The 22,267-nt window shown below is 61.2% G+C and carries 12 protein-coding genes and 2 pseudogenes; 1 reads left to right on the top strand and 13 read right to left on the bottom strand.

Going from position 1 to position 22,267, the window contains the following annotated elements; translation table 11 throughout:
- Positions 1 to 324: 324 nt before the first annotated feature.
- Positions 325 to 678: a VOC family protein gene (locus EFD55_RS15550; protein WP_125845940.1), complete on the top strand. Its 354-nt coding sequence runs from the start codon at positions 325 to 327 to the stop codon at positions 676 to 678.
- Between the two features lie 52 nt (positions 679 to 730).
- Here EFD55_RS15550 and EFD55_RS33780 read toward each other — a convergent pair.
- From EFD55_RS33780 to EFD55_RS15495, 13 genes and pseudogenes are all read right to left on the bottom strand, one after another.
- A pseudogene (locus tag EFD55_RS33780) lies at positions 731 to 1,843 on the bottom strand (OpgC family protein); the annotation flags it as partial.
- A 227-nt stretch (positions 1,844 to 2,070) separates the two neighbouring features.
- Positions 2,071 to 10,591: pseudogene (locus tag EFD55_RS15545) on the bottom strand (glycoside hydrolase family 94 protein).
- 809 nt (positions 10,592 to 11,400) lie between these two features.
- On the bottom strand, positions 11,401 to 11,565 hold the full coding sequence (locus EFD55_RS33180; RefSeq protein WP_164737544.1) for a hypothetical protein: 165 nt from the start codon (positions 11,563 to 11,565) through the stop codon (positions 11,401 to 11,403).
- Positions 11,566 to 11,692: 127 nt separating this feature from the next.
- A complete protein-coding gene (locus EFD55_RS15540) occupies positions 11,693 to 11,881 on the bottom strand; it encodes a hypothetical protein (protein WP_125845938.1) in 189 nt (62 codons plus the stop codon).
- A 162-nt stretch (positions 11,882 to 12,043) separates the two neighbouring features.
- On the bottom strand, positions 12,044 to 12,793 hold the full coding sequence (locus EFD55_RS15535) for an ABC transporter ATP-binding protein (protein WP_125845937.1): 750 nt from the start codon (positions 12,791 to 12,793) through the stop codon (positions 12,044 to 12,046).
- On the bottom strand, positions 12,790 to 13,623 hold the full coding sequence (locus EFD55_RS15530) for an ABC transporter ATP-binding protein (RefSeq protein WP_125845936.1): 834 nt from the start codon (positions 13,621 to 13,623) through the stop codon (positions 12,790 to 12,792). Before EFD55_RS15530 ends, EFD55_RS15535 begins: the two co-directional genes overlap by 4 nt.
- Positions 13,620 to 14,555: an ABC transporter permease gene (locus EFD55_RS15525; protein WP_125845935.1), complete on the bottom strand. Its 936-nt coding sequence runs from the start codon at positions 14,553 to 14,555 to the stop codon at positions 13,620 to 13,622. The genes EFD55_RS15530 and EFD55_RS15525 overlap by 4 nt, the downstream gene beginning before the upstream one ends.
- Entirely contained in the window at positions 14,552 to 15,619 is a 1,068-nt protein-coding gene (locus EFD55_RS15520; protein WP_125845934.1) for an ABC transporter permease, read from the bottom strand. The genes EFD55_RS15525 and EFD55_RS15520 overlap by 4 nt, the downstream gene beginning before the upstream one ends.
- A gap of 19 nt (positions 15,620 to 15,638) precedes the next feature.
- Positions 15,639 to 17,282 (bottom strand): ABC transporter substrate-binding protein, encoded by a 1,644-nt coding sequence (locus EFD55_RS15515; RefSeq protein ID WP_125845933.1) that lies wholly within the window; start codon positions 17,280 to 17,282, stop codon positions 15,639 to 15,641.
- 35 nt (positions 17,283 to 17,317) lie between these two features.
- Positions 17,318 to 18,376 carry a dipeptidase gene (locus EFD55_RS15510; protein ID WP_125845932.1) on the bottom strand — a complete coding sequence of 353 codons (1,059 nt, stop codon included), beginning with the start codon at positions 18,374 to 18,376 and terminating at the stop codon, positions 17,318 to 17,320.
- Between the two features lie 270 nt (positions 18,377 to 18,646).
- Positions 18,647 to 19,672: an ABC transporter permease gene (locus tag EFD55_RS15505; RefSeq protein WP_125845931.1), complete on the bottom strand. Its 1,026-nt coding sequence runs from the start codon at positions 19,670 to 19,672 to the stop codon at positions 18,647 to 18,649.
- A gap of 34 nt (positions 19,673 to 19,706) precedes the next feature.
- Positions 19,707 to 21,248: a sugar ABC transporter ATP-binding protein gene (locus EFD55_RS15500; RefSeq protein WP_125845930.1), complete on the bottom strand. Its 1,542-nt coding sequence runs from the start codon at positions 21,246 to 21,248 to the stop codon at positions 19,707 to 19,709.
- Between the two features lie 68 nt (positions 21,249 to 21,316).
- Positions 21,317 to 22,246: a sugar ABC transporter substrate-binding protein gene (locus EFD55_RS15495; RefSeq protein ID WP_027682402.1), complete on the bottom strand. Its 930-nt coding sequence runs from the start codon at positions 22,244 to 22,246 to the stop codon at positions 21,317 to 21,319.
- Between the last annotated feature and the right edge of the window lie 21 nt (positions 22,247 to 22,267).

Below are 22,267 nucleotides of genomic sequence, written 5' to 3'. Positions count from 1 at the left end.
ACGGAGGGAGATTGGCTGGAGGCTTACTCCGCCGCAAAACATCAAACGTCTTAAAGCTTGCCGCACCAAATACCATCGTGATCGGGACCCGATCTTCAACGGGGAGATGGGGTGGGCGTCAGGGTTCCGTCTACCATCTCAGCTATAGCAAGGTGTCCGAGAGATCCGCTGAGCCAGCCGCTTGCCGATCTCACCTGTGGGAAGTTGCCCGACAGGCCAGAGGGGACAACCACACGCCGTAACGTCTCAGACGGGCCATACGGATTGATCCTCCGCTGATCTTCCCTATCCTCCCCTCACCACTGCACATCCGGGAGCGAATCCATGAAGGTCCTGCGCATCGTCGCCAATATCGGGGCGCCTGACATTACACCAGCGAAGCGCTTCTATCAGGATATCCTCGGTCTCGACGTAATCATGGATCACGGCTGGATCACCACGTTCGGCGCGGCCAGGCAGATGAGCCTCCAGCTCAGCATTGCCAGCGAAGGCGGCTCCGGAACGCCGGTGCCCGACCTCTCGATTGAGGTCGACGATCTCGATGCCGCCTTCGAGGCCGTGTCAGCGGCAGGTTTTCCGATCGAATACGGCCCGGCCGACGAGCCTTGGGGTGTCAGGCGTTTCTACGTGCGCGATCCGTTCGGCAAGCTGGTGAACATTCTCGCCCATAAAAATTGAGCCGGTGGCCATCGGCCACCGGCTCCTTGCCGTCGATCGGCAAACCCTATCCTTATTTCCGGTCGTTCCGGCGATAGGCATTCGCCGTCCCGCCGATGCGGATGGGAACGGGAATCGTGGCCGCCTCGGTGATGAGCTTTGTCTTGACCTTGTCCTGCCGGCGTTTGCGCTCGAGATAATAGGCATAGGCGAACTGGGTCGCGATCCCGACGATGACGAAGAGCGGGCCGACCAGCGGATCCTTGTTGGTGATGTAGAGCACCACCTGGCCGATCATGGCGAGGATCGTGCCGGCGACGAAAATGTTCAGCGAATGACGGCCGAGGATCGTCAGCGGATTGTCCGCGGGACGGCGCAGGATACGCGAGAACGCGGGAATGCTGATCACGAGATAGGTCAGCGCCAGCACATGCAGCAGCCGCGGCAGCGACAGGAAGGTCTTGTCGAAGCCGGTGACGACGGTCGGCAGGCCAAGTGCTGCCAGCGAGTTGCCGAAAATCCAGAGATGGCCCGTCACCCAGACGAAGGACAGCGCGACATAACCGGCAGCGGCGGCAAACAGCAGCGGATGGCGCGGGATCGTACCGCCGCGCTTGATATGCAGGATCGAGACGATGCCGATCGAAAACAGGAACTGCCAGGAGAGCGGGTTGAGGAACCAGTAGCCTTCGATCAGCATGTTGTGCGGCGCCACCTGATAGATGCCGGCAAGCAGCCAGACAGTGGCCGAGACCGCGAGCGCCAGAAGCGGGCTTCGCGCGTTCAGGAGCAGGATGACCGGCACCATCAGCATCAGCGCGCCGTACATCGGCAGAATGTTGTTGTAGCCGATCTGGTGGCCGAGCAGGAGAAGTGCCGGAATACCTTCCTTCAGGTTCATCAGCACCGCCAGGATGTTGATTTCGACCAGCAGGCCCGGCCGATGAAACAGCCAAGCACCACACATGAACAGCGCCAGTGTCATGAAGGTCGTGATCATATGGGCGAGGTAGAGCGTGAAGGCGCGTTTGACCGCCTTGATCGCCATCCTGAGCCGATTACCCGGCTCGAAACGCGAACCATAGGCAAGACCGACGGAAATGCCCGATATCAGCACGAAGGCCTCGGCCGCATCGGAAAAGCCGAAATTCTTCGTCGTCGCATATTCGAAGATTTGCCCGGGAACATGATTGATGAAGATCATGATCAGAGCCAGGCCACGCAAAACGTCGAGCCTCGTGTCACGCACTGGCGCAGCTGCGGATAGGGAACTGCGCCCAGGGACGATGGCTTGGGTCGGCGTGCTTGCCATGGGTCTCTCCTTATTATCCGATTTTGCAAACGCGACGACGGCCAAAAGGGTTCCCTTTTGGCCGTCGCGAATCGCCGTATTTTTCAGCGTGGAGAACGCTGTTATCCGAGCGGATATCCCTCCTTCGGGATCGGTGACTTCGCTGCCGTTGATCGACAGAGTGTAGCCGCTGGCATTGGACGCTTTTGAGACCGAAATGCGGTATTTGCCGCCGCCCTGTTCCACCTCTGCCGCAAAACCGTCCCATTCCGAAGGGAGCGCCGGCTTTACGTAAAGCCGGCCTGCCTTCAGGCGGATGCCGAGAATGCCTTCGACGGCAGCACGGTAGAGCCAACCGGCCGAACCGGTGTACCAGGTCCAGCCGCCGCGCGACGTATAGGGATCATGTCCGTAAACGTCGGCCGCCACGACATAGGGTTCGACGCGGTATTGCTCCGCCGAAGGCTTGTCCAGCGCATGGGTGATCGGGTTGAGCATCTGGAAGCAGCGGAAGGCGTCGTCGCCCCGCTTCAGCTCCGCCAGCGCCATCACCACCCAGGTCGAGGCATGGGTATATTGCCCGCCGTTTTCGCGCACGCCCGGCGGATAGGCCTTGATATAGCCTGGATCCCTGGCGGAATTGACGAAAGGCGGGGTGAACAGCCGGATGATGCGGGCATCTTCGTCGACCAGTTGATCGAGCACGGCATCCATCGCCTTGACGGCCCGGGCGGGATCGCCCTCGCCGGAGAGCACGCTCCAGGACTGCGCGATCGAATCGATCCGGCATTCGGGGCTTTCCTTGGAGCCGAGCAGCGTACCGTCGTCGAACGTGCCGCGGCGGTAGTAGCCGCCATCCCAGGCCGCAGTTTCGAGCGCCTTCTTCAATTCGGTGAGATGCACCGACCAGCGCTCCGCGCGATCAGTGTCGCCACGCTCTTCGGCATAAGGAATGAAGGAGCGCAATGCACCCGCCAGGAACCAGCCGAGCCAGACGCTGGTACCGCGTCCGCCGATGCCGACGCGGTTCATGCCGTCGTTCCAATCGCCTCCGAGGAACAGCGGCAGGCCGTTCTTCCCCTTGCGGGCAATGGCGAGATCGAGCGCCAGCGCCGCGTGTTCGTAGACGCTCGCCTTATCCTCGGAAATCTCCGGCTTGTAGAAGGAGTCGTGCTGGCCTTCGAGAAGGGCCGGGCCTTCCAGGAAGGCAAGCTCCTCGTCGAGCACGCGCTTGTCGCCGGTGACGCTGCAATAGTGATGGATTGCGTAACTCAGCCAGACGACGTCGTCCGAGATCATCGTGCGAACGCCCGCACCCGTTCCCGGCAGCCACCAATGCTGCACGTCGCCCTCACGGAATTGGCGCGAGGCGGCGTTCAGGATCTGCCGGCGGGCGATCGAAGGCTCGTGCAACACGAAGGCCAGCGTGTCCTGCAGCTGGTCGCGGAAGCCGAAGGCGCCGCTTGCCTGATAGAAGGCGGTGCGGGCCATGATGCGGCAGCCGAGGCTCTGATAGGGTAGCCAGCTATTGACGAGATTGTTCATCCCCTGATCCGGCGTCGAAATCTGCAGCCTGCCGGTGAAGTCCTGCCAGAAGGCTCGGTTCGCCTCGACGGCATCGTCGAACGAAGCCTTGCGGATATCGGCGATGACGGCGCGCGCTTCCTCCTCCGTCCTGGTATCGCCGAGGAAGAAGGTAAAGTCGCGCTCCTCGCCGGCAGCAAGCTCGATGTCGATCGCCAGAGCCGCAGCCGGATCGCCGTCGAGTTCCGTCGTGCCGGAAAGGACGGCGGAAGAGGTGACGGCCTGCGGCGCATGGATCGTTCCCGCCTTGCCGATGAATTCGCGCCGGCTTGCCGAGAAGCTCGAAAGCGTCTCGCTCGCCGCGAAGAAGGCGGTGCGGTTGGAATAATCGATGCTGTAGGGATTGGTGGCAAACAGTGCCCCCGTCTCCTCATCATGCTTCGACAGGATGAAAGATGCCGTGCGTCCCGGATTGTTGCCGAGAATCCATTCGACATAACCGTAGAGACGCAGCCTGCGGCCGGTCGAACCGGTGTTGCGCAGGCGCAGGCGCTGCAGTTTCACTGGCTTTTCGCGGGCGATCGTCTGCGTCAGTTCCAGCGCGATATCGTTCTGGATGCTGGAGAAGACGGAATAGCCAAGCCCGTGGCGAGCTTCGAAACGGATGTCCGGCCGGCGGGAAAGTGCTGCGAACGGCGTCATAATGGTGCCGCTGTCGAGATCGGCGAGATAGAACGCCTCACCTGAACGGTTGACCACCGCATCGTTCGACCAGGAGGTCAGCTGGTAGTCGCGCGAGTTGGCGCTCCAGGTGAAGCCCGCGCCTTCCGCGGACACATGGAAGCCGAACTTGTCGTTGGCGACGACGTTGATCCAGGGCTGCGGCGTCGCGTGACCGCCGGGCAGGCGCACGACATATTCGCGCCCGTCGCGAGCAAAGCCGCCGATGCCGTTCCAGAAGTCGAGATCGCCTTCCTCCTCGATGACGACGGCGGGCACGACGGGCGGCGGCACCGGCACAACACGCTTGACGGGAGGCTTGGCACGCTCGGCCCGCTCCATCTCCTGCAGCTCCTCCTTGGAGGGTGCAAACAACGCGACGGCGCGGTTGATCTGGTCGATCACCTTGCCGTTCTTCGCATGCAAGGTGACGCGGGAAGCCGCGATCAGCGCGTGATAGGTGGCCTCCTCCATCAGGTCCTTGCGGACGGCGAAGATATGCTGGCGCAGGCCGTCGGCCTGGCCCATGCGGCGCACGTTTTCGCACATGGCGTCGAGCGCGTGCTGCATGTCTTGCGCATAGGACGAGGCGCGTTCGTTCATGATCACGAGATCTGCGGTGACGCCGCGCGAGCGCAGATATTCCTGCGCCAGCAGCGCCTCACGGGCGATGTCGAGATCCATGTCGTCGTTGATGCGCAGCGTGAAGATCGGGAAGTCGCCGGAGATTGCCAGCGGCCACAGCGCCGATTGCGACTGCAGGCCGGCCTCCACGGTCCCCTGATCGCTGCGCAGCTGCATGTCGGGATAGACAAGGTAGCGCCCGAGATGCTGGAAGGCAGCCGCCTGCTGCGAGGTGACGCCGACATGGCGCATCTGCACCTGCGTGCGCGTCCAGGCCTGGACGAGCTCGTGGTTGAAGGCGTCGGGATGACGGTAGCGGTTGACCGCCTTGTCGACCTCGTCGCGGGTCGGCGCAGCAATCGTCCAGAAGAACACGCTGACCTTCTTGCCGGCCGGCACCCGCACGGTGCGGCGCAGCGACATCACGGGATCGAGCACGAAGCCGTCGCTGCCGGAAAGCACAGCACCCGGATCGAAGGCCGCCGCATCGGCAAGGCTGCGGCCACGGCCGATGAACTTGCGGCGATCGGTCTCGAATTCGGTGTGGCGGGTGTCGCCGGCATTGTCGACGATCAGATGCGCGACGCTGATGTTCGGCTCGTTCGGATCGCGCTTGTTGCGTTCCGCTCGGATGACGTCTCCGCGCTTGCCGATCTCGGTTTTGACGAACATTCGGGCGAACGCCGGATGCGCGTTGTCGGTATCGTCGGAGGTGATGACAGGTTCGAGGTAGGAGGTGACTTCGATGAAACGGTCTTCCCCACCCATGTTGAGCAGGGTGACGCGGCGGGCCTCGGCATCATGCTCCGTTGCGATGATGCATTCGACCTCGCTCGTCAGCTCGCCGACCGTCTTGGTGAAGTGCGCCTTCTCGTCGGCGAATTCGACCTTGATCTTTTCGCCTTCGACGCCCTTCGGCTCAGCGGTCGCCGACCACCACTCGTTGGTGGCCGTATCGCGCAGGAAGATGAAGGTGCCCCAGCGGTCTTCGGTCGGATCGGCCTTCCAGCGCGAAACGGAAAGGCCGTTCCAGCGGGAATAGCCGGCGCCCGTCGCCGTCAGCATCATCGAATAATGGCCGTTCGACAGGAACACGAGTTCGCGGTCGCGCGAAGCCGGATCGCTGATCTTGCGGAGCTCCGGACGCAGGAGGTCGTCCTGGATGCTGGCGGGCGTATCGGATTCATGCTTGCCGCTCATGACCGGGATGTCGCGCGGCGCCTTTTCCTGCAGCAGGAGTTCGGCCGCCTCGATGACGGGATCGGAATGGAAGAGCTCGCGCAGGTGGCCATTGAAGGCGACATTGGCGACGGCTGCGATCGACATGCCATGATGGTGGGCATAGTAGTTGTAGACCACCGCGCATTTCTTGCCTTCCGGCACGCGCGTCGGCGTGAAGTCGACGGCGTCGTGGAAGCCGAATTTGCCGAGCGCACCGACCTTGCGCAGCTTCTGCAGGTTTTCGAGCGCACCCGGCGGGTCGTACTGGCTGGCAAGCAGCGAGGCATAGGGTGCGATGACGGCATTGTGGCCGAGGCCACGCTTCAGGCCCAGCGTCGGCACGCCGAAATTGGTGTATTGATAGTTGAGGTTATGGTCGCGGGCATTGAAGGCCGCTTCCGAAATGCCCCACGGAATGCCGAGCTTGCGGGCGTAGTTCATCTGCTCGACGACGACGAGATTGTTGGTCTGGTTGAGGATACCCCCGCCGCGCTCCTGCATGACGAGCGGCGGCATCAGATATTCGAACATCGAGCCGGACCAGGAAACCAGCGCGCCGCGTGAACCCACAGGCACGACCTGGCGGCCAAGGCGGTACCAGTGCTCCGTCGGCAGATCGCCCTTGGCGATGCCGAAGAGGCTGGTCAGGCGGCATTCCGAAGCGAGAAGATCGTAGCAGGCCTGGTCGAGTTCGCCGCTTTCGACGCGGTAGCCGATCGACAGCAGGCGCCGCTCCGGCCGGAACAGGAAGCCAAAATCCATTGAGAAGGCGAGATCGCGAGCCTTGTCGCGCACCGCCACCAGGCGCGGCCTCAGCGCATCGACCTTGGAAAGGTCGAAGGTGCTGTCTGATATATGCGCCTCGCAGACCTTTACCAGTGATGCCGCCCACTGGGTGACCTCTTCGCTCTGCTTCGACTTGACCTCATGGTCGAGATTGGCTGCGAGCTTCTCGATGTCGCGTGCGAGAACGGCGAGGTTGATGATGCGGATCGAGGCGAATTCGTGCTCGCGCTTGACGGCGGCAAGCGCGTTCTGGAAGCCGACGATGCGCTCTTCCAGCCGCCGGCGCAGCGGACGCACGGTCTTGCGGTCGTCAGGCAGGTCCGCCAGCACTTCGCCGAGAATGCCAGCCGTATCGCCGACGCCGTCGAGATTGCCCTGCATATGAGCCGACGGCGCCTCGGCCCAGTTGCGGCAGGCCGACGAAATGGCGATCAGATGACCGGCGAGATTGCCGCTGTCGACGGCGGAGACATAACGCGGCCCAAGCGTCTGCAGCGTATCGGTATGATACCAGTTGAACAGATGGCCGCGGAACTTCTCCATCCTGTCGATCGTCGCGATCGTCTGCTCCAGCCGCTCGAGCGTCTCCTCGAAGGAGAACCAGCCGAAATGCCGGCCGGAGACGACGGAGAGCAGATAGACGCCGATATTGGTCGGCGAGGTGCGTGCCGCAACGATGACATGCGGCGTTTCCTGGATATTGTCCGGCGGCAGGAAGTTCTGCTCGGCCGTCGTGAAGGTCTCGAAATAACGCCAGGTGCGCCGGGCGATCTTGCGCAGTTCGCTCGACACGGAATCGGCCACCTCCAGCCGGTCTTCGGTCTCCGCCGACTGGCTGACATACCAGGCAACGACAGGCGACAGGATCCAGAGCAGTGCGAAGGGAATGCCGACGAAGAAGGCACTGCCGCCGGGAAGGGCTGCGAAACCGAGCGCCAGCAGCGCCAATACCGGCGCATGCCACATCGCCTTGTAATAGGAGATCAGCGTTCCCTGGCCGCCGGCCTGAACGCTGGCGGCGGTTCGCCACTGCAGCATCAGCTTGCGGCTGACCAACAGACGGTAGAGCGAACGGCCGATCGCATCCGCCATCATGCAGGCCGAATCGGCGATGAAGACGATGCGCAGCGCAACTTGCGCGTTGGCGGCGGTGATATCGGACCAGACCGTATAGAGATGGGCGCGGGCGACGATATCGCTGGTGCGCGGGATGATGCCATTGATGAGGGATAGCGTCGGCGCGACGAAGAGGCAGAAGATCAAGAGAATCTGCCAGAGGAGCGCGCCGAGCGGACCCATGAAATACCAGCCGAGAACGGAGGCGAAGAACCAGGCGATCGGCGTCAGCGAGCGGCGCAGATTGTCGAACATCTTCCAGCGGCCGAGTGCCGTGACGCCGTATTTCGGATTGAACATATAGGGCAGAAGCTGCCAGTCGCCGCGCGCCCAGCGATGCTGGCGCGAGGTTTCCACCTCGTAGCGGATCGGGAAATCCTCCACCAACTCGAGGTCAGTGACGAGCGCGCAGCGCGCCATCGAGCCTTCGAGAAGATCGTGGCTGAGCACTGAGTTCTCTTCGATCCGCCCCTTCAGCGACGCTTCGAAGGCATCGACATGGTAGAGGCCCTTGCCGGTGAAGGTGCCCTCTCCGGCGAGATCCTGATAGACGTCGGAAACGGTGAAGACATAGGGGTCGAGGCCGCGGTTGATCGAAAAGACACGCTGGAAGACCGACGCGTCCTTGCCCGTCGTCAGCGACGGTGTGACGCGCGGCTGCAGCACGCCATAGCCGCTTTCAACGCGGCCGGTTTTCGGATTGATCACCGGACGGTTGATCGGATGATAGAGCTTACCGACGAGCTTGGTGACGGCGTCACGCATCAGGCGCGTATCGGCGTCGAGCGTCATGACATATTGCACATTGGCCGGCACGGCATTGGCGCCCGGCAGATAGGTCGTGTCGCGGTCGCCGCGCAGGAGCATGTTCAGCTCGTGCAGCTTGCCGCGCTTGCGCTCCCAACCCATCCACACGCCTTCGGAAGGATTGTAGAGGCGGCGGCGATGCAGCAGGTAGAAACGCGTCTTGCCGTCATAGGCATAGCGGGCGGAAAGATTGGCGATCTCGCGCCTGGCATAGTCGAGAACCTCGAGATCGGCGGGCGTTTCCTCGACATCGCTGTCCGGCCAGTCGCTGAGCAGCGCAAAATAGATTTCGCCGCGCGGATTGGCGAGATAATGAACCTCGAGATTGCGCATATGATCGTCGACGCTGTCGCGGTTCGAGATCAGGCAGGGCACGACGAGCAGGGTGCGCGCATCCTCCGGAATGCCTTCCTTGAACTCGTAGCCGACGAGACGGGCCGGAGTCACGAAGAAGGAAAGCACGGTGTTGAAGAGACCCGTCGCCCCTTCCGACGCCGGCAGCGAGAACATGATCAGCAGGACGGCGATTTCGATCGGGCCCATGCCGGCATTCGCCATGAACTTGCCGACGATCGACATGGCGAGGATCGTCAGCAGCATGACGGGCGCGGCGATCGACAGCCAGTTGAAGCGGCGCACGGCGCGCACGAAATGCTGGGTGATCGTCGGGCGGTAGCTCGCCCGCGCCTCGAGCTTCGGCCGCTGTGCGCCGGACAGGAAGCCGCCGACATTCGGTTCGTGCGGCTGCGCCTCGCCCGAGGCCTTGGCGGTATCGGTCATGTCGAGCGCCAGCTGGGCGATTTCCATTTCCGTCAACGGCGAGCGCTTGGCCAGCTTCTCGATCTGCTTGCGGTATTTGTTGCGCGAGCCGGAATCGAGAATGCCGTAGTCCGAATGCTCCCAGAGCAGCTTGTCGACATGGCTCACCTGCTCGACCCAGACCGACCATTCGGTATCGTCGATCTCGCGAAGGCTGCGGATGATGTTTCCCATCGTCACATTGCCGGAGGAGAGGCGGCTGTGTTCGGCTGTCGTCGCCTCTTCGGTATTGCGGCCGAGTTCTTCCAGCCGCTCGTCGAGCCAGGTGATCGCCAGGCTCGAAGTCTGCGAGCCGTCGCGCAGGCGATAGAGGAACTGCGTCGAGAATGTATTGTCCTCGGCAAGCGGCTCCAGCGTCTTCAGATAGGCAGCGGCTTTCGTCGGATCGCTCAGGCGCACCAGCTCGTCGGCCGCTTCGTTGGCGCGGCGGCGCAGGCGCCGGCTGGCTTCGACGCGGCTCGAAATGCGGCGAAGGTTTTCCACGAGCACATAGCGCACGAGCGAGGGCAATGCCCAGAGTTCGCCGATCCTGAGCGTCTCGTTGGCCTGAAAACCGTCGACCAGCGCCGTCAGGCTCTCCTGCGAGATTGTGCTGTGGGTATGGGCGACGTAGAGCCAGGCAAGCACGAGCGTGCGCGGCACCTCGACGCCGCCGACGGACATCGTCGGCAATTCGCGGTAGAAGCGGCGGGGGAAGTCGCGCCGGACTTCCTGGATCGCTTCTTCGACGATATAATGATTATCGAGCAGCCATTCCGCCGCCGGCGTGATGGTCTCGCCGGCCTCGACGTCCGTGGCCGTGGTGCGGTAGACGCGCAGGATTTCCTTCTCGTTTTCCTTATGGCGCGCGAAGAAATCGAAGGGGGCGAAAGCCGGCAGCCGGTCGACGCCGTTGCGGGCGACGACATCGCCCATCGCCTTGATGTCTTCGATGGAAAGGTAGGTCGAGCGGATCGAATCGTTGTGATCGATCTGCTTCGTATCGGATTCGCGCGAAAGGCTCGGAGAAGGATTGGAAATGGACATGGGTTCGGTTCTGGATCCAAACAAAGTTATGGCTGTTTTGCTCAGCCTTTTGCACTGCTTATCATGACTGCTACATGAACGGAGCCCGATTCTTCGAAGATCGATGAAGGCGGGACAAATGACGCTAGGGCCAAGCGTTTTCGAATGGGTTAAGCCCTGGTTCGGGGCACAGCCCGACGGGTGATAGGGACCATCGGTATCCTCTCTGCGAAAGCCATGGCGAAAATTTGGACACCATCGGGATAATTCAAGTCAAGGCGTATGAATTGCGGCCTCGGGTGGGTTTTTCCGGCCCGCGGCGTGACGGAAATATCGGCCATTTTGAGGTGTCGCGCAAAACCAAAGCCCTGAAACGTGGCAGGCGAATTTGAAAGGTCGCGGCACGTTTGGGTCCGCCAATGCAAGAACTCTTCGATTTCGGACAAAGGAAAGGCGCATGATCGCATGGATCATGCGCCCGGTGACGGTTGGTCCGGCTGTGGAATAGAGCTTGCTTCGCCCGACTGACGGCCCGGTTGCTGGTGTATCAAGAAGAATACAGCAATCGCGTGCAGCCGATTGCAACAAGAATCCAAGCACGTCGCACGAATAAATTCGATACGACGGCCTCTAGACGGCGTGAAAAAGGTAAAGAAGGATGATGATCGGGATTGGAATACCGATCAACCACAATAGAATACCTCTCATGATCATTCTCCTTTTGACATTCGATTGTCAGGAGAATGCCGAGACAGATTAAATGTTCCGGAATTCGAGAGAGCGGAAACCGCTGCAGCTCCGGCACCTGCCGAAGCTTATGATCCGTCGGATTAACCGACGACGCCGCAAACCATGGCTACGACGAACAGGAAGGCCGCTGTGAAGATCGCTCCATGCAGCGCCGCCTGAAACCTGTTGCGCGTCGTCAGCGGCTTCTTGTTTGATGCGGAACCATAGTGGTTCACGTGAGCATGCGAAATACCCAGATCTGCCATATGTCGCCTCCGTTGTTATTATGCGGCCGGTTGTGCGGCTCACGATCATATTCTTATATTCTCTATCAGGTAGGTAGAGATAAATTTCCGTCTAGAGCGAACGGAAGGAAAAATTCAACCAGCCCTTTTAGCAGAGCGTGCGCCATGCCCAGATCAACGAGCGTTCAACGACGTTCTCGTTCTCAAGCGGATTGGCAGGCGTGTCGATCAGCCGGCGGTCTTTTTCCGCAGGAAGGGATAGTGAGCCCTGTTCCCTGCGCTCGGCTTTCACGGGAGGATCGAGGTAACCCATGGTCATCCCACCGAGAAAGAACATGCCTCAACCTCCATCGATCACGAAAGCTAACAATCGTTAACGGGATCATGACAGAACCGGGGCAACTGTCAATAGTCTAGCTGATTGGTCGTCTTTTAGGAAAACATTATCCTTAACGCCGTCGCCGATCTTTTCTTTTCAAGAGCTTGAAAAGATTACCCTTCAGGCTTTGACGAAACCCTTGCTGGCGATCATCAAATTTCTCGTATAGTCCGCCTGAACTAAGCCTTTCGCCAGCTCTTCCGAGCTCAACCGCTCGACGACAGCGCCGTTGCGCATCACGGCGAGCCGGTCGCACATATGGGTGATGACACCGAGATCGTGGCTCACCATCACGAAGGTGAGCTTGCGGTCGCGGCGGATCTGTTCCAGCAGGTTCAGCACCTCCGCCTGCACCGAGGCATCGAGCGCCGAGGTCGGCTCATCGAGCAAAAGAATGGACGGCTCGACGATCAGCGCCCTTGCGATCGCCACACGCTGCCGCTGGCCGCCGGACAACTGGTGCGGGTAGCGGAAACGGAAACCATTGCCGAGACCAACCTCGTCAAGGGCGCGCGCGATGCGCCTTTCGCCGTCGGCGATACCGTGAATGGCAAGCGGTTCGAGCAGAAGCCGGTCGATCGTCTGGCGCGGATGCAGCGAGCCATAGGGGTCCTGGAAGACCATCTGCACGCGCCGGTAGAAGGCTTTGCTGCGTTTCGAACCTCTCAGCGCTTCGCCGTCGATATGGATCGTCCCGCCGCTAACGGGCGCAAGCCCGGCAACTGCGCGCAGCAAGGTCGACTTGCCCGAGCCGGACTCGCCGACGAGGCCGAAGGATTCGCCGCGTTCGACGGTAATGTCGACATCCTTCAGCGCATGAAACTGATCGTAGACGACGCTAAGATTATCGATCGCGAGAGCTGCGTTCATGCCGCCCACTCCGGCCTGCGGTCGAGCACCGGCAGCGGATGTCGGTTTACGCCGATCTCGGGCATGCAGTTCAGCAACCCTTTCGTATAGGGATGCTGCGCATGTTTGAGATCGGCGGCCGCGAGTTCCTCGACGATCTTTCCGGCATACATGACGATGACGCGGTCACAGAAGGAAGAGACCAGCCTCAGGTCATGAGAGACGAAGATCAGCCCCATGCCACGCTCCGACACCAGCCTGTCCATGATCCTCAGCACATCGAGCTGCACCGTCACGTCGAGCGCCGAGGTCGGCTCGTCAGCGATCAGCAGTTCGGGTCCGGCAATCAGCATCATGGCGATCATCGCGCGTTGCCCCATGCCGCCCGAGACCTCATGCGGGTGCAGATCGAACACCCGTTTCGGGTCGCGGATCTGCACCGCTTCCAGCATGGCGAGCGCCCGATCGCGCGCCTCCGCCTTGCCGACCTTCTCATGCGTACGCAGCGTCTCGCAAATCTGCCGCCCGATCGACATGACCGGGTCGAGCGAATATTTCGGATCCTGCAGGATCATGGCGATGCGCTTGCCGCGCAGGCTGCGCCTTTGCGCGGCAGAGGCCTTGATGAGGTCGATGCCGCTGAAATCGAGCCTGTCGGCCGTGACGATGCCGTGTTTCGGCGTCAGCCCCATGATGGCCCGGCCGGTCTGCGACTTGCCGGAACCGGATTCGCCGACGATGCCGAGCCTTTCCTTGCCGAGCGTGAAGGAGACGCCGCGCACCGCCTCGATCACGCCGGTTCGCGTGGGGTAGCTGACCTTGAGGTTATCGACCGTCAGAAGCGTTGTCATTGCCCGCTCTCCTTCGGGTCGAGCGCATCGCGCAGGCCGTCGCCGAGCAAGTTGAAGCCCAGGCTGACGATGAGGATGGCGATGCCGGGCATCGCCGCGACCCACCATTGATCAAGGATGAAGCGTCGTCCCGAGGCGATCATCGCACCCCATTCCGGCAGCGGCGGCTGTGCGCCGAGGCCGAGAAAGCCGAGACCGGCCGCCGTCAGGATGATGCCCGCCATGTCGAGCGTCACCCGCACGATCAGCGAGGAAATGCAGAGCGGCATGACGTGACGCACGATGATGCGCAGCGGCGAGGCGCCCATCAGCTTCACCGCCGAGATATAGTCGGAACGCCTGACCGTCAGCGTCTCGGCGCGGGCGATGCGGGCATAGGGCGGCCAGGAGGTGATGGCGATGGCGATGATCGCGTTCTGAATGCCGGGGCCGAGGGCAGCGACGAAGGCAAGCGCCAGCACCAGCTTCGGAAAGGCGAGAAAGATATCGGTGATGCGCATCAGCGTCGCATCGACCCAGCCGCCGGCATAACCCGATACCGTGCCGACGATCAGCCCGATCGGCGCGGAGATGATGGCGACGAGCCCGACGACGAGCAGCGTCAGCCGCGAGCCGTAGATCAATCGCGAAAAGATATCACGGCCCTGATCGTCCGTACCGAGCAGGAAGCCGTCCGTTCCCGGCGGCAGCAGGCGGGCATTGCGCAGATCGCCGACGACCGGATCGTGCGTGGCAATGAGATCGGCGAAAGCCGCCACCAGGAGCAGCCCCACGATAACAAGCAGACCGACGACGGCGAGCCTGTTTGCCGTGAACTGTCGCCAGGTGACATAGGCGCGGCCGAGGCGGGCCTGTGTGCGCGATTGTGGCCGGTCGGAAAGCAGCCATTCGCGGCGGCTCATCGCAGGGGATGGGCTGGCGGGAACCGTCATCGGTTTCGCGTCCTCGGGTCGAGTGTCCGGTAAAGAAGATCGGACAGAAGGTTGATGCCGATGAAAACAGTGCCGATGACGATCGTGCCGCCGAGCACGGCGTTCATATCGGCGTTCTGCAGCGAATTGGTGATGTAGAGCCCGATGCCCGGCCATGAAAAGACGGTCTCTGTCAACACCGACCCCTCGAGCAGGCCGGCATAAGAAAGCGCAATGACCGTGACGAGCGGCACGGCGGCGTTGCGCAGGGCATGCCCCCAGATCACCCGCGTTTCCGAAAGCCCCTTGGCGCGCGCGGCAACGATATATTCCTGCGAAAGCTCGTTCAGCATGAAGCTGCGCGTCATCCGGCTGATATAGGCGAGGGAGAAATAGCCGAGCAGGGATGCCGGCAGGATGATGTGGCGAAAGACATCGTAGAAGACATCCCACTGCCCCTGCCAGGCGCTGTCCAGCAGATAGAAGCCTGTGATCGGCGTGAAGGTATATTCGAAGACGATGTCGATGCGGCCGGGAAAGGCCACCCAGCGCAACTGCGCGTAGAAGATCACCAGTGAGATCAGCGCCAGCCAGAAGATCGGCACCGAATAACCGATGAGGCCGACGACGCGCACGACCTGGTCGGCGATGCTGCCACGGCGCACCGCGGCAAGAACGCCGAGCGGCACGCCGACGCAGGCGCCGATGAGCGTTCCGAGCGTCGCAAGCTCGACCGTTGCCGGGAATGCACGGCGGATATCCACCATCACAGGATTGGTCGTCAGCACCGAATTGCCGAAATCGCCGGACAGGATGCCTTTGATATAGATATAGAACTGCTCATAGAGCGGCAGGTCGAAGCCCATCTCGCGTCGTACGCGCTCGACGACATGAGCTGGTGCGCGATCGCCGAGAATGGCGAGCACGGGATCGATCGGCACGACGCGGCCGATGAAGAAGGTAACGGCCAGCAGGCCGAAGTAGGTGGTGACGGCGGCAAACAGGAACCGCCCTAGCGCCTTTGCGAAGGCGCCGGCACGGCCCTTTCGGGGCCGCGCCTCCTGTGTTGTTTCCACGGAACTCAAACCAGTCAATCCCGCCGGATTATTCCTTGGCGATCGGACCAACGAAATTGGTATCGAAGCTCGGACCCAGCTTGAAGTCCTTCACGCTCTTGCGGTAGCCGGCCACCTCGGTCTGCTGGAAAATGAAGACGAAGGGGCTGTTTGCCAGATACTTCTTCTGGATATCCTGGTACATGGCGGCGCGCTTGGCGGCGTCACGTTCCAGCAGGGCGGCCTTGGCTTCCTTGTCTAGTTCAGGCGCCTCCCAGGTGTTGCGCCATGCGAGCGTCTTCACCGTGCCTGCGTCGGAATTGTCGGGATTGCCGGTAAAGGTATCGGCATTGGAATTCGGGTCGAAATAGTCCGAGCCCCACTGGCCGATATACATGTCGTGGGTGCGGGCGCGGTACTTGGTCAGCGTCTGCTTGCCGTCGCCCGGAATGATTTCCATCTTCACGCCGGCCTGCGCCAGCGTCTGCTGCATGGATTCGGCGATACCCGTCACAGGCTGCGTGTTGCGCACGTCCATCGTGATCGAGAAACCGTTGGGCACACCGGCCTTGGCGAGCAGTTCCTTGGCCTTGGCAACGTCGAGCTTGTAGGGATTTTCGTCGAGCGCGCCGAGCTGGCCCTTCGGCAGGAAGGTCTGGTGGATTTCGCCGATCCCCTTGATGAGGGTCGCGCCGATCGCATCGTAGTCGACCAGGTACTTGAAGGCTTCCTGGACCTCAGGCTTCTTCAGGTTCTCGTTCTTGTTGTTCAGGCTGACGTAATAGATCGTGCCCTTGGGCGCGCTTGTCGTTGCCAGATCGGCATTCTTGGAAACGGCGTCGATGTCGCCCGGCTCCAGGTTGCGGGCGATGTCGATATCGCCGGCTTCGAGCGCCAGCCGCTGCGCCGAACTTTCCTTCATATAGCGATAGATCACGCGGTTGAGCTTCGGCTTGTCGCCGTAATAATTGTCGTTGCGTTCCAGCACGACAACTTCGTTGGCCCGCCACTGGCGCAATTTGAAGGCGCCCGAACCGGCATAACCGGTCTTCAGCCATTCATTGCCGAAATCATTATCGTATTTGTGCTCGGCATCCGGCGTCACCGCCTTCACATGCTCCAGCACCAGCTTCTTGTCGACGACGGAAGCGACCGTTGCCGTCAGGCAGTTCAGCACAAAGCTCGGCGCATAGGGCTTGTCGACCGTGAAGACGAAGGTATTGGCATCGGTCGCTTTGGCCTTTTCGGCAACATTGTCGCCAGTCAGGCCGAACTGGGTGAGGATGAAGGCCGGGCTCTTGTCGAGCTTGACGGCACGCTCGAACGACCAGGCGACATCTTCGGCGGTGATCGGATTTCCGGAGGCGAATTTCAGGCCTGATTTCAGCTTGAACGTATAGGTCAGGCCGTCATCGGAAACGCTCCAGCTCTCGGCGAGATCGCCCTTCACCTTGGACGTATCGTTGATGTCGAGACGAACGAGCAGGCTGTAGCTGTTGCTGGTGACTTCGGCGGTCGAAAGCTCGAAAGCCTCGCCCGGATCCATCGTGATGATATCATCGATGGCAAAACCCTCGACCAGCGTATCCTTGGGTGTCTCGGCAAAAGCGGCAGGCGCCGCCATCATCAGGAGCGAAAGAGCGGCTCCGGCGGAAAGCACACGGAAATTGCGGCTGAGCTTGGTGATCATCATGGTTTGTTCCCCTGTTTTTGATTGGATGAAAAGGCTTAGGCGCGGTCCTCCCGCCAAGCTTGGGCCAGAATGCGAAGCCAGTTTTCACGGGCAAGTTTTGCGAGGTCGGCATCAGCATAGCCAACCTCCTTGAGAGCGGCAATCAGCTTCTGATTGCCGGCCGCATCACCGATTTCCTCGGGAATGGTAGCACCATCAAAGTCCGACCCGAGCGCCACGCAGTCAATGCCGATACGGTTCACGAGATAGTCGATGTGGCGGATCATGTCGGCCAGCGGCGTATCGCTGTCCGAACGGCCGTCGGAACGCAGCATGGCAGTGGCATAGTTGATGCCGACAAGCCCGCGGCTTTCGCGGATCGCGTCGAGCTGCTTGTCCGTCAGGTTACGCGCGACCGGGGTCAGTGCATGGGCATTGGAGTGGCTTGCGACCAGCGGCTGGTCCGTCGTTTTCGCCACATCCCAGAACCCTTTCTCGGTGATATGGGCAAGGTCGATCAGGACACCGAGGCGATTGCATTCCCTCACCAGCGCGAAACCGGCGTCGGTGAGACCAGGTGCCGTATCCGGCGACATCGGGAAGGCGAAGGGCACGCCGTGGCCGAAGACATTGTGCCGGCTCCAGACCGGCCCGAGCGAGCGAAGCCCCGCCGCATAGAATACCTCGAGCGCAGAAAGATCGGCACCGATCGCCTCGCAGCCTTCCATATGCATGACGGCGGCGAAAATGTCTTCCGCCATGGCGCTGCGGATATCCTTCACCGTCCGGCAGAGCCGCCAGGCGCCTGCCTGGTCGAGCCGCAGCGCGATCGCCGCCATCTCATTGGCGATGGCAAGGGAAGGCAACGGATCGAGAGGAGCCGCCATCGGCGTCACATAGCGGCCTTCGGCATCCGGATCGGCAAAGACGAGATCGCCCGAGGGAATATAGATGGCGCAGAGACCGCCCGAAAGACCGCCCTCTCTCGCACGACGCGCATCGATATGGCCGACCGTCGTGCCGTCTGCGAATTCCGCGATCGGGTCGCTACCGTCTTTTGCATGGGTCCAGAGTCGAAGGAGAACGTCGTTGTGACCGTCAAATACGAATTGCATCTGTCTTCCTGCGCTGCCCTACTGCATAATTCCTTAAATCGGAATCGATTTATGAATAAAATTATGCAGCATTCAAAGTGCTGCAGCGTCCTTTGCGCGTCTTTTCAGACGCGCGGCGCTGCAGAGGGCGAATGAAGCAGTCAGAATAGAAAAGCTGACGGAATTCGCCACCTCTTTTTTCAGAAATTCGTCATCGACGTCCGGAGCTTCGCCAGAATCGAAACGGGGGCCGAAGCCCCCGCGAAAAACCTCGGATCGTATGGCCGCAGATCAGTGCTTGCGGCGTTTCTTCTGTCGGTAGACGTCGATGACGACGGCCGCAACGATGATGAAGCCCTTGACGATCTCCTGGTAATAGGCGTCGATCCTGAGGAAGGTGAAGCCTGATGTCATGACGCCGAGGATGATGGTGCCGATGACGGTGCCGGTGATGCGCCCGACGCCGCCGGTCAGCGAGGTGCCGCCGATGACGGTTGCGGCGATCGCGTCGAGTTCATATCCGACGCCCATGCTCGCCTGTGCGGTTTCGGCGCGAGCGGCCGTAACGATCCCGGCCAGGCCGGCAAGCAAGCCGGCAATCACGTAGACCTTGACGAGATGCGCCTCGATGTTGATGCCGGAAACGCGCGCCGCCTGCGGGTTCGCGCCGATGGCATAGGTGAACTTTCCGTAGCGGGTATAGCGCAGCGCAATGTGAAAGATCAGCGCAACGACCAGGAAGACGACGACCGGCCACGCCTTGGTTCCGATGAAGTGAAACTGCTCGGTGATCCCGGAAACCGGCTGGCCCTTGGTATACCACTTCGCCACACCTCTGGCCGAAACGAACATGCCAAGCGTTGCAATGAACGGCGGGATCTTGGTGTAGGCAATGAGCGCGCCGTTCGCCAGACCCGCGGCCGCCCCGATCAACAGGCCGACGAGGATCGGCACGACGGCCGGGAGGTCGGTCAGCGATGGGAAGACGGCCCGCCCCCAGGTCGAGGACTGGGCGAAACTGGTCGCGATCATCGCCGTCATGCCGACGACCGAGCCTGACGAAAGATCGATGCCGCCGGTGATGATGACCTGCGTGACGCCGACGGCGATGATGCCGATGACGGAGACCTGCAGGATCATGATCGTTAGGCGCTGCGAATTCATCAGGAAGCTCTGGCCGATGAACATCCAGCCGAGCACTTCATAGATGAGCGCAATGCCGACGAGCACGAGGAAAATGCTGAGCTCAGTCGGCAAGCGCCGCCGCCGTTGACGGGTTGCGAGCGGAGCCGCGCCCTCTGCTGCCTTGGTACTCATGTCAAACCTCCCTTGGGCGATGGCCGACGGCGCATCACTGCGCAGCCAGCTCCATCACCTTGATCTGCGTTGCTTCATCGCGATTGAGGAAGCCGGTCACGCGCCCCTCATGCATGACCATGATGCGGTCACTCATCCCGAGAACCTCGGGCATTTCGGACGAGATCATGATGACTGCTACGCCGTTTCGCGCCATCTCCGTGACCAGCCGGTGGATTTCCGCCTTGGCGCCGACATCGATGCCGCGCGTCGGCTCGTCAAGGATCAGGATCCGCGGATTGGTGAGCAGCCAGCGCCCGATCAGCACTTTCTGCTGGTTGCCGCCCGAAAGATTTTCCACCCGCTCGTAAAGATTGGGCGTTTTCACCCGCAATTTTTTTGCCATGTCTTCGCAGGTCGCTTCGATGGCGCCCTGCTGCACGAAGCCGCCCTTGACATATCTGTCCTGCAGAACGGCGATCTGCATGTTCTCGAGAATATCGAGGATCAGCAGACAGCCGGTATCTTTGCGGTCCTCGGTCAGGAACGCCATCTGGTGACGGATAGCCTCGGTCGGCGACGAAATCGTCACCGGCTTGCCGTAGAGTTCGATCGAGCCGGAGCTTGCCGGCGTCACGCCGAACAGCGTTTCGGCAACATTCGAACGCCCGGAACCGACAAGGCCGGCCACGCCGAGAATCTCGCCCGCCCTTACCTCGAAGGAGACGTTCTTGAAGACGCCGTTGAGGCAAAGATCCTTGACGGAGAGTATGACCTCGCCGATCGGCACTTCTTCTTTCGGAAACATCTGGGTGATTTCGCGCCCGACCATCATGCGGATGATGTCGTCGCGGGTAACGTCGGTCGAAGCGTGCGTGCCGATATATCGGCCGTCGCGGAAGACCGAGAACTCGTCGGCGATCTCGAAAAGCTCGTTCATCTTGTGGGTGATGTAGACGATGCCGATGCCCTGAGATCTGAGATCGCGGATGATGCGGAAGAGGTGCTCGACCTCGCGCTCCGTCAGCGCCGAAGTCGGCTCGTCCATGATCAGCACGTCGGAATTATAGGAAACCGCCTTGGCAATCTCGACCATCTGCCGGTTGGCGACCGACAGGTACCGGACCTCGATATCGGGATCGATGTCGATATTGAGCCTGGTAAAGAGTTCCTCGGTCATGCGGTGCATGACGCCGTGATCGACGAAACCGAGGCGGTTCTTCGGTTCGCGGCGGATCCAGATGTTTTCTGCGACCGTCATGAACGGCATCAGGTTCAGTTCCTGATGGATCATGGCAATGCCGTTCTCCAGTGCGTCGAGCGGAGATTTCAGCCGGATATCGACGCCCTTCAGGCGGATATCGCCCTTGTCGGGCGTGTAGATGCCGGCGAGGATTTTCATCAGCGTCGATTTCCCGGCGCCGTTTTCACCCATCAGCGCATGCACGGAGGCGCGCTTCAGCCGGAACTGCACGTCGTCGAGCGCGACGACGCCCGGAAATTCCTTGCGAACCCCCTCGGCGCTCAACAGATATTCCGCATTCGGAACGGCGCCGCTCGCACGCACGGCGGCCATGGTTGTCGGGCTGACGGCCATATCATCTCCTCCGGATACGGACAGGCGGAAAGGATGCGGGCAGAGCCCGCATCCTGTTGGCACTCGTCTCAGTTCTTGGTGACGAAGTCCTTGACGTTGGCAGGCGTGACGAGCTGGAAGGGAATATAAACCTTCTTGTCGATCTTTTCGCCCTTGGCGAGCTTGAGCGCAGCATCGAGCGAGCCCTTGCCCTGGCCGGCGGCATCCTGGAAGACGGTCACGTCGAGATCGCCTGCCTGCATGGCGGCAAGCGCGTCCTGGGTGGCGTCGACACCGCCGACGACAACCTTGGTCATGTCCTTGCCGGCCGCCTTCAGCGCCTGGATGGCACCGATCGCCATTTCGTCGTTGTTGGAGATCACGGCGTCGAATTCGATGCCGCTGGAGAGCCAGTTGGTCATCAGGTCGGCGCCCTGGGTGCGATCCCAGTTGGCCGTCTGCTCTTCGACGATCTCCAGACCCTTGCATTCATCCGTCTTGATCACGTCGTGAACGTCCTGGGTGCGCATGCGCGCAGCCTGGTTGGAAAGCTCACCCATGATGACGACGGCCTTGCCCTTGCCGCCGAGAATGCGGCAGATTTCCTTGGTTTCCAGCGTGCCGGATTCCTGCTCGTTGGAAGCAACGAAGGCCTGCTTTTCCGGCAGCGTGTCGACGTTGACAGGCTGGCGGTTGACATAAACCAGCGGGATGCCGGCGTCAGCGGCGAGCTTCGACATCGCCGTGGTCGCATCGGTATCGACAGGGTTGACGATAATCGCATCGACCTTGGATGCGATGAAGTTCTGGATCTGGCTCTGCTGCTTGGAAACGTCGTTCTGCGCGTCTTCGACCTGCAGCGTAACCCCGCTCAGCGTCTTGGCATAATCGGTCATACCGTTGCGAAGAACGGTCAGGAAGTTGTCGTCGAACTTCGCCATCGAGACGCCGACCGTTTCTGCGTGAGCGGCCGTCGACATGACGAGCGCCATCGCAGTGCCCAGGATAAACTTTTTCATTTCATTTCCTCCACAAGCGGT

Source organism: Rhizobium pisi (genome assembly GCF_003938655.1).
GTDB lineage: Bacteria > Pseudomonadota > Alphaproteobacteria > Rhizobiales > Rhizobiaceae > Rhizobium > Rhizobium pisi.
This window is presented reverse-complemented; position numbering and strand designations above follow the sequence as displayed.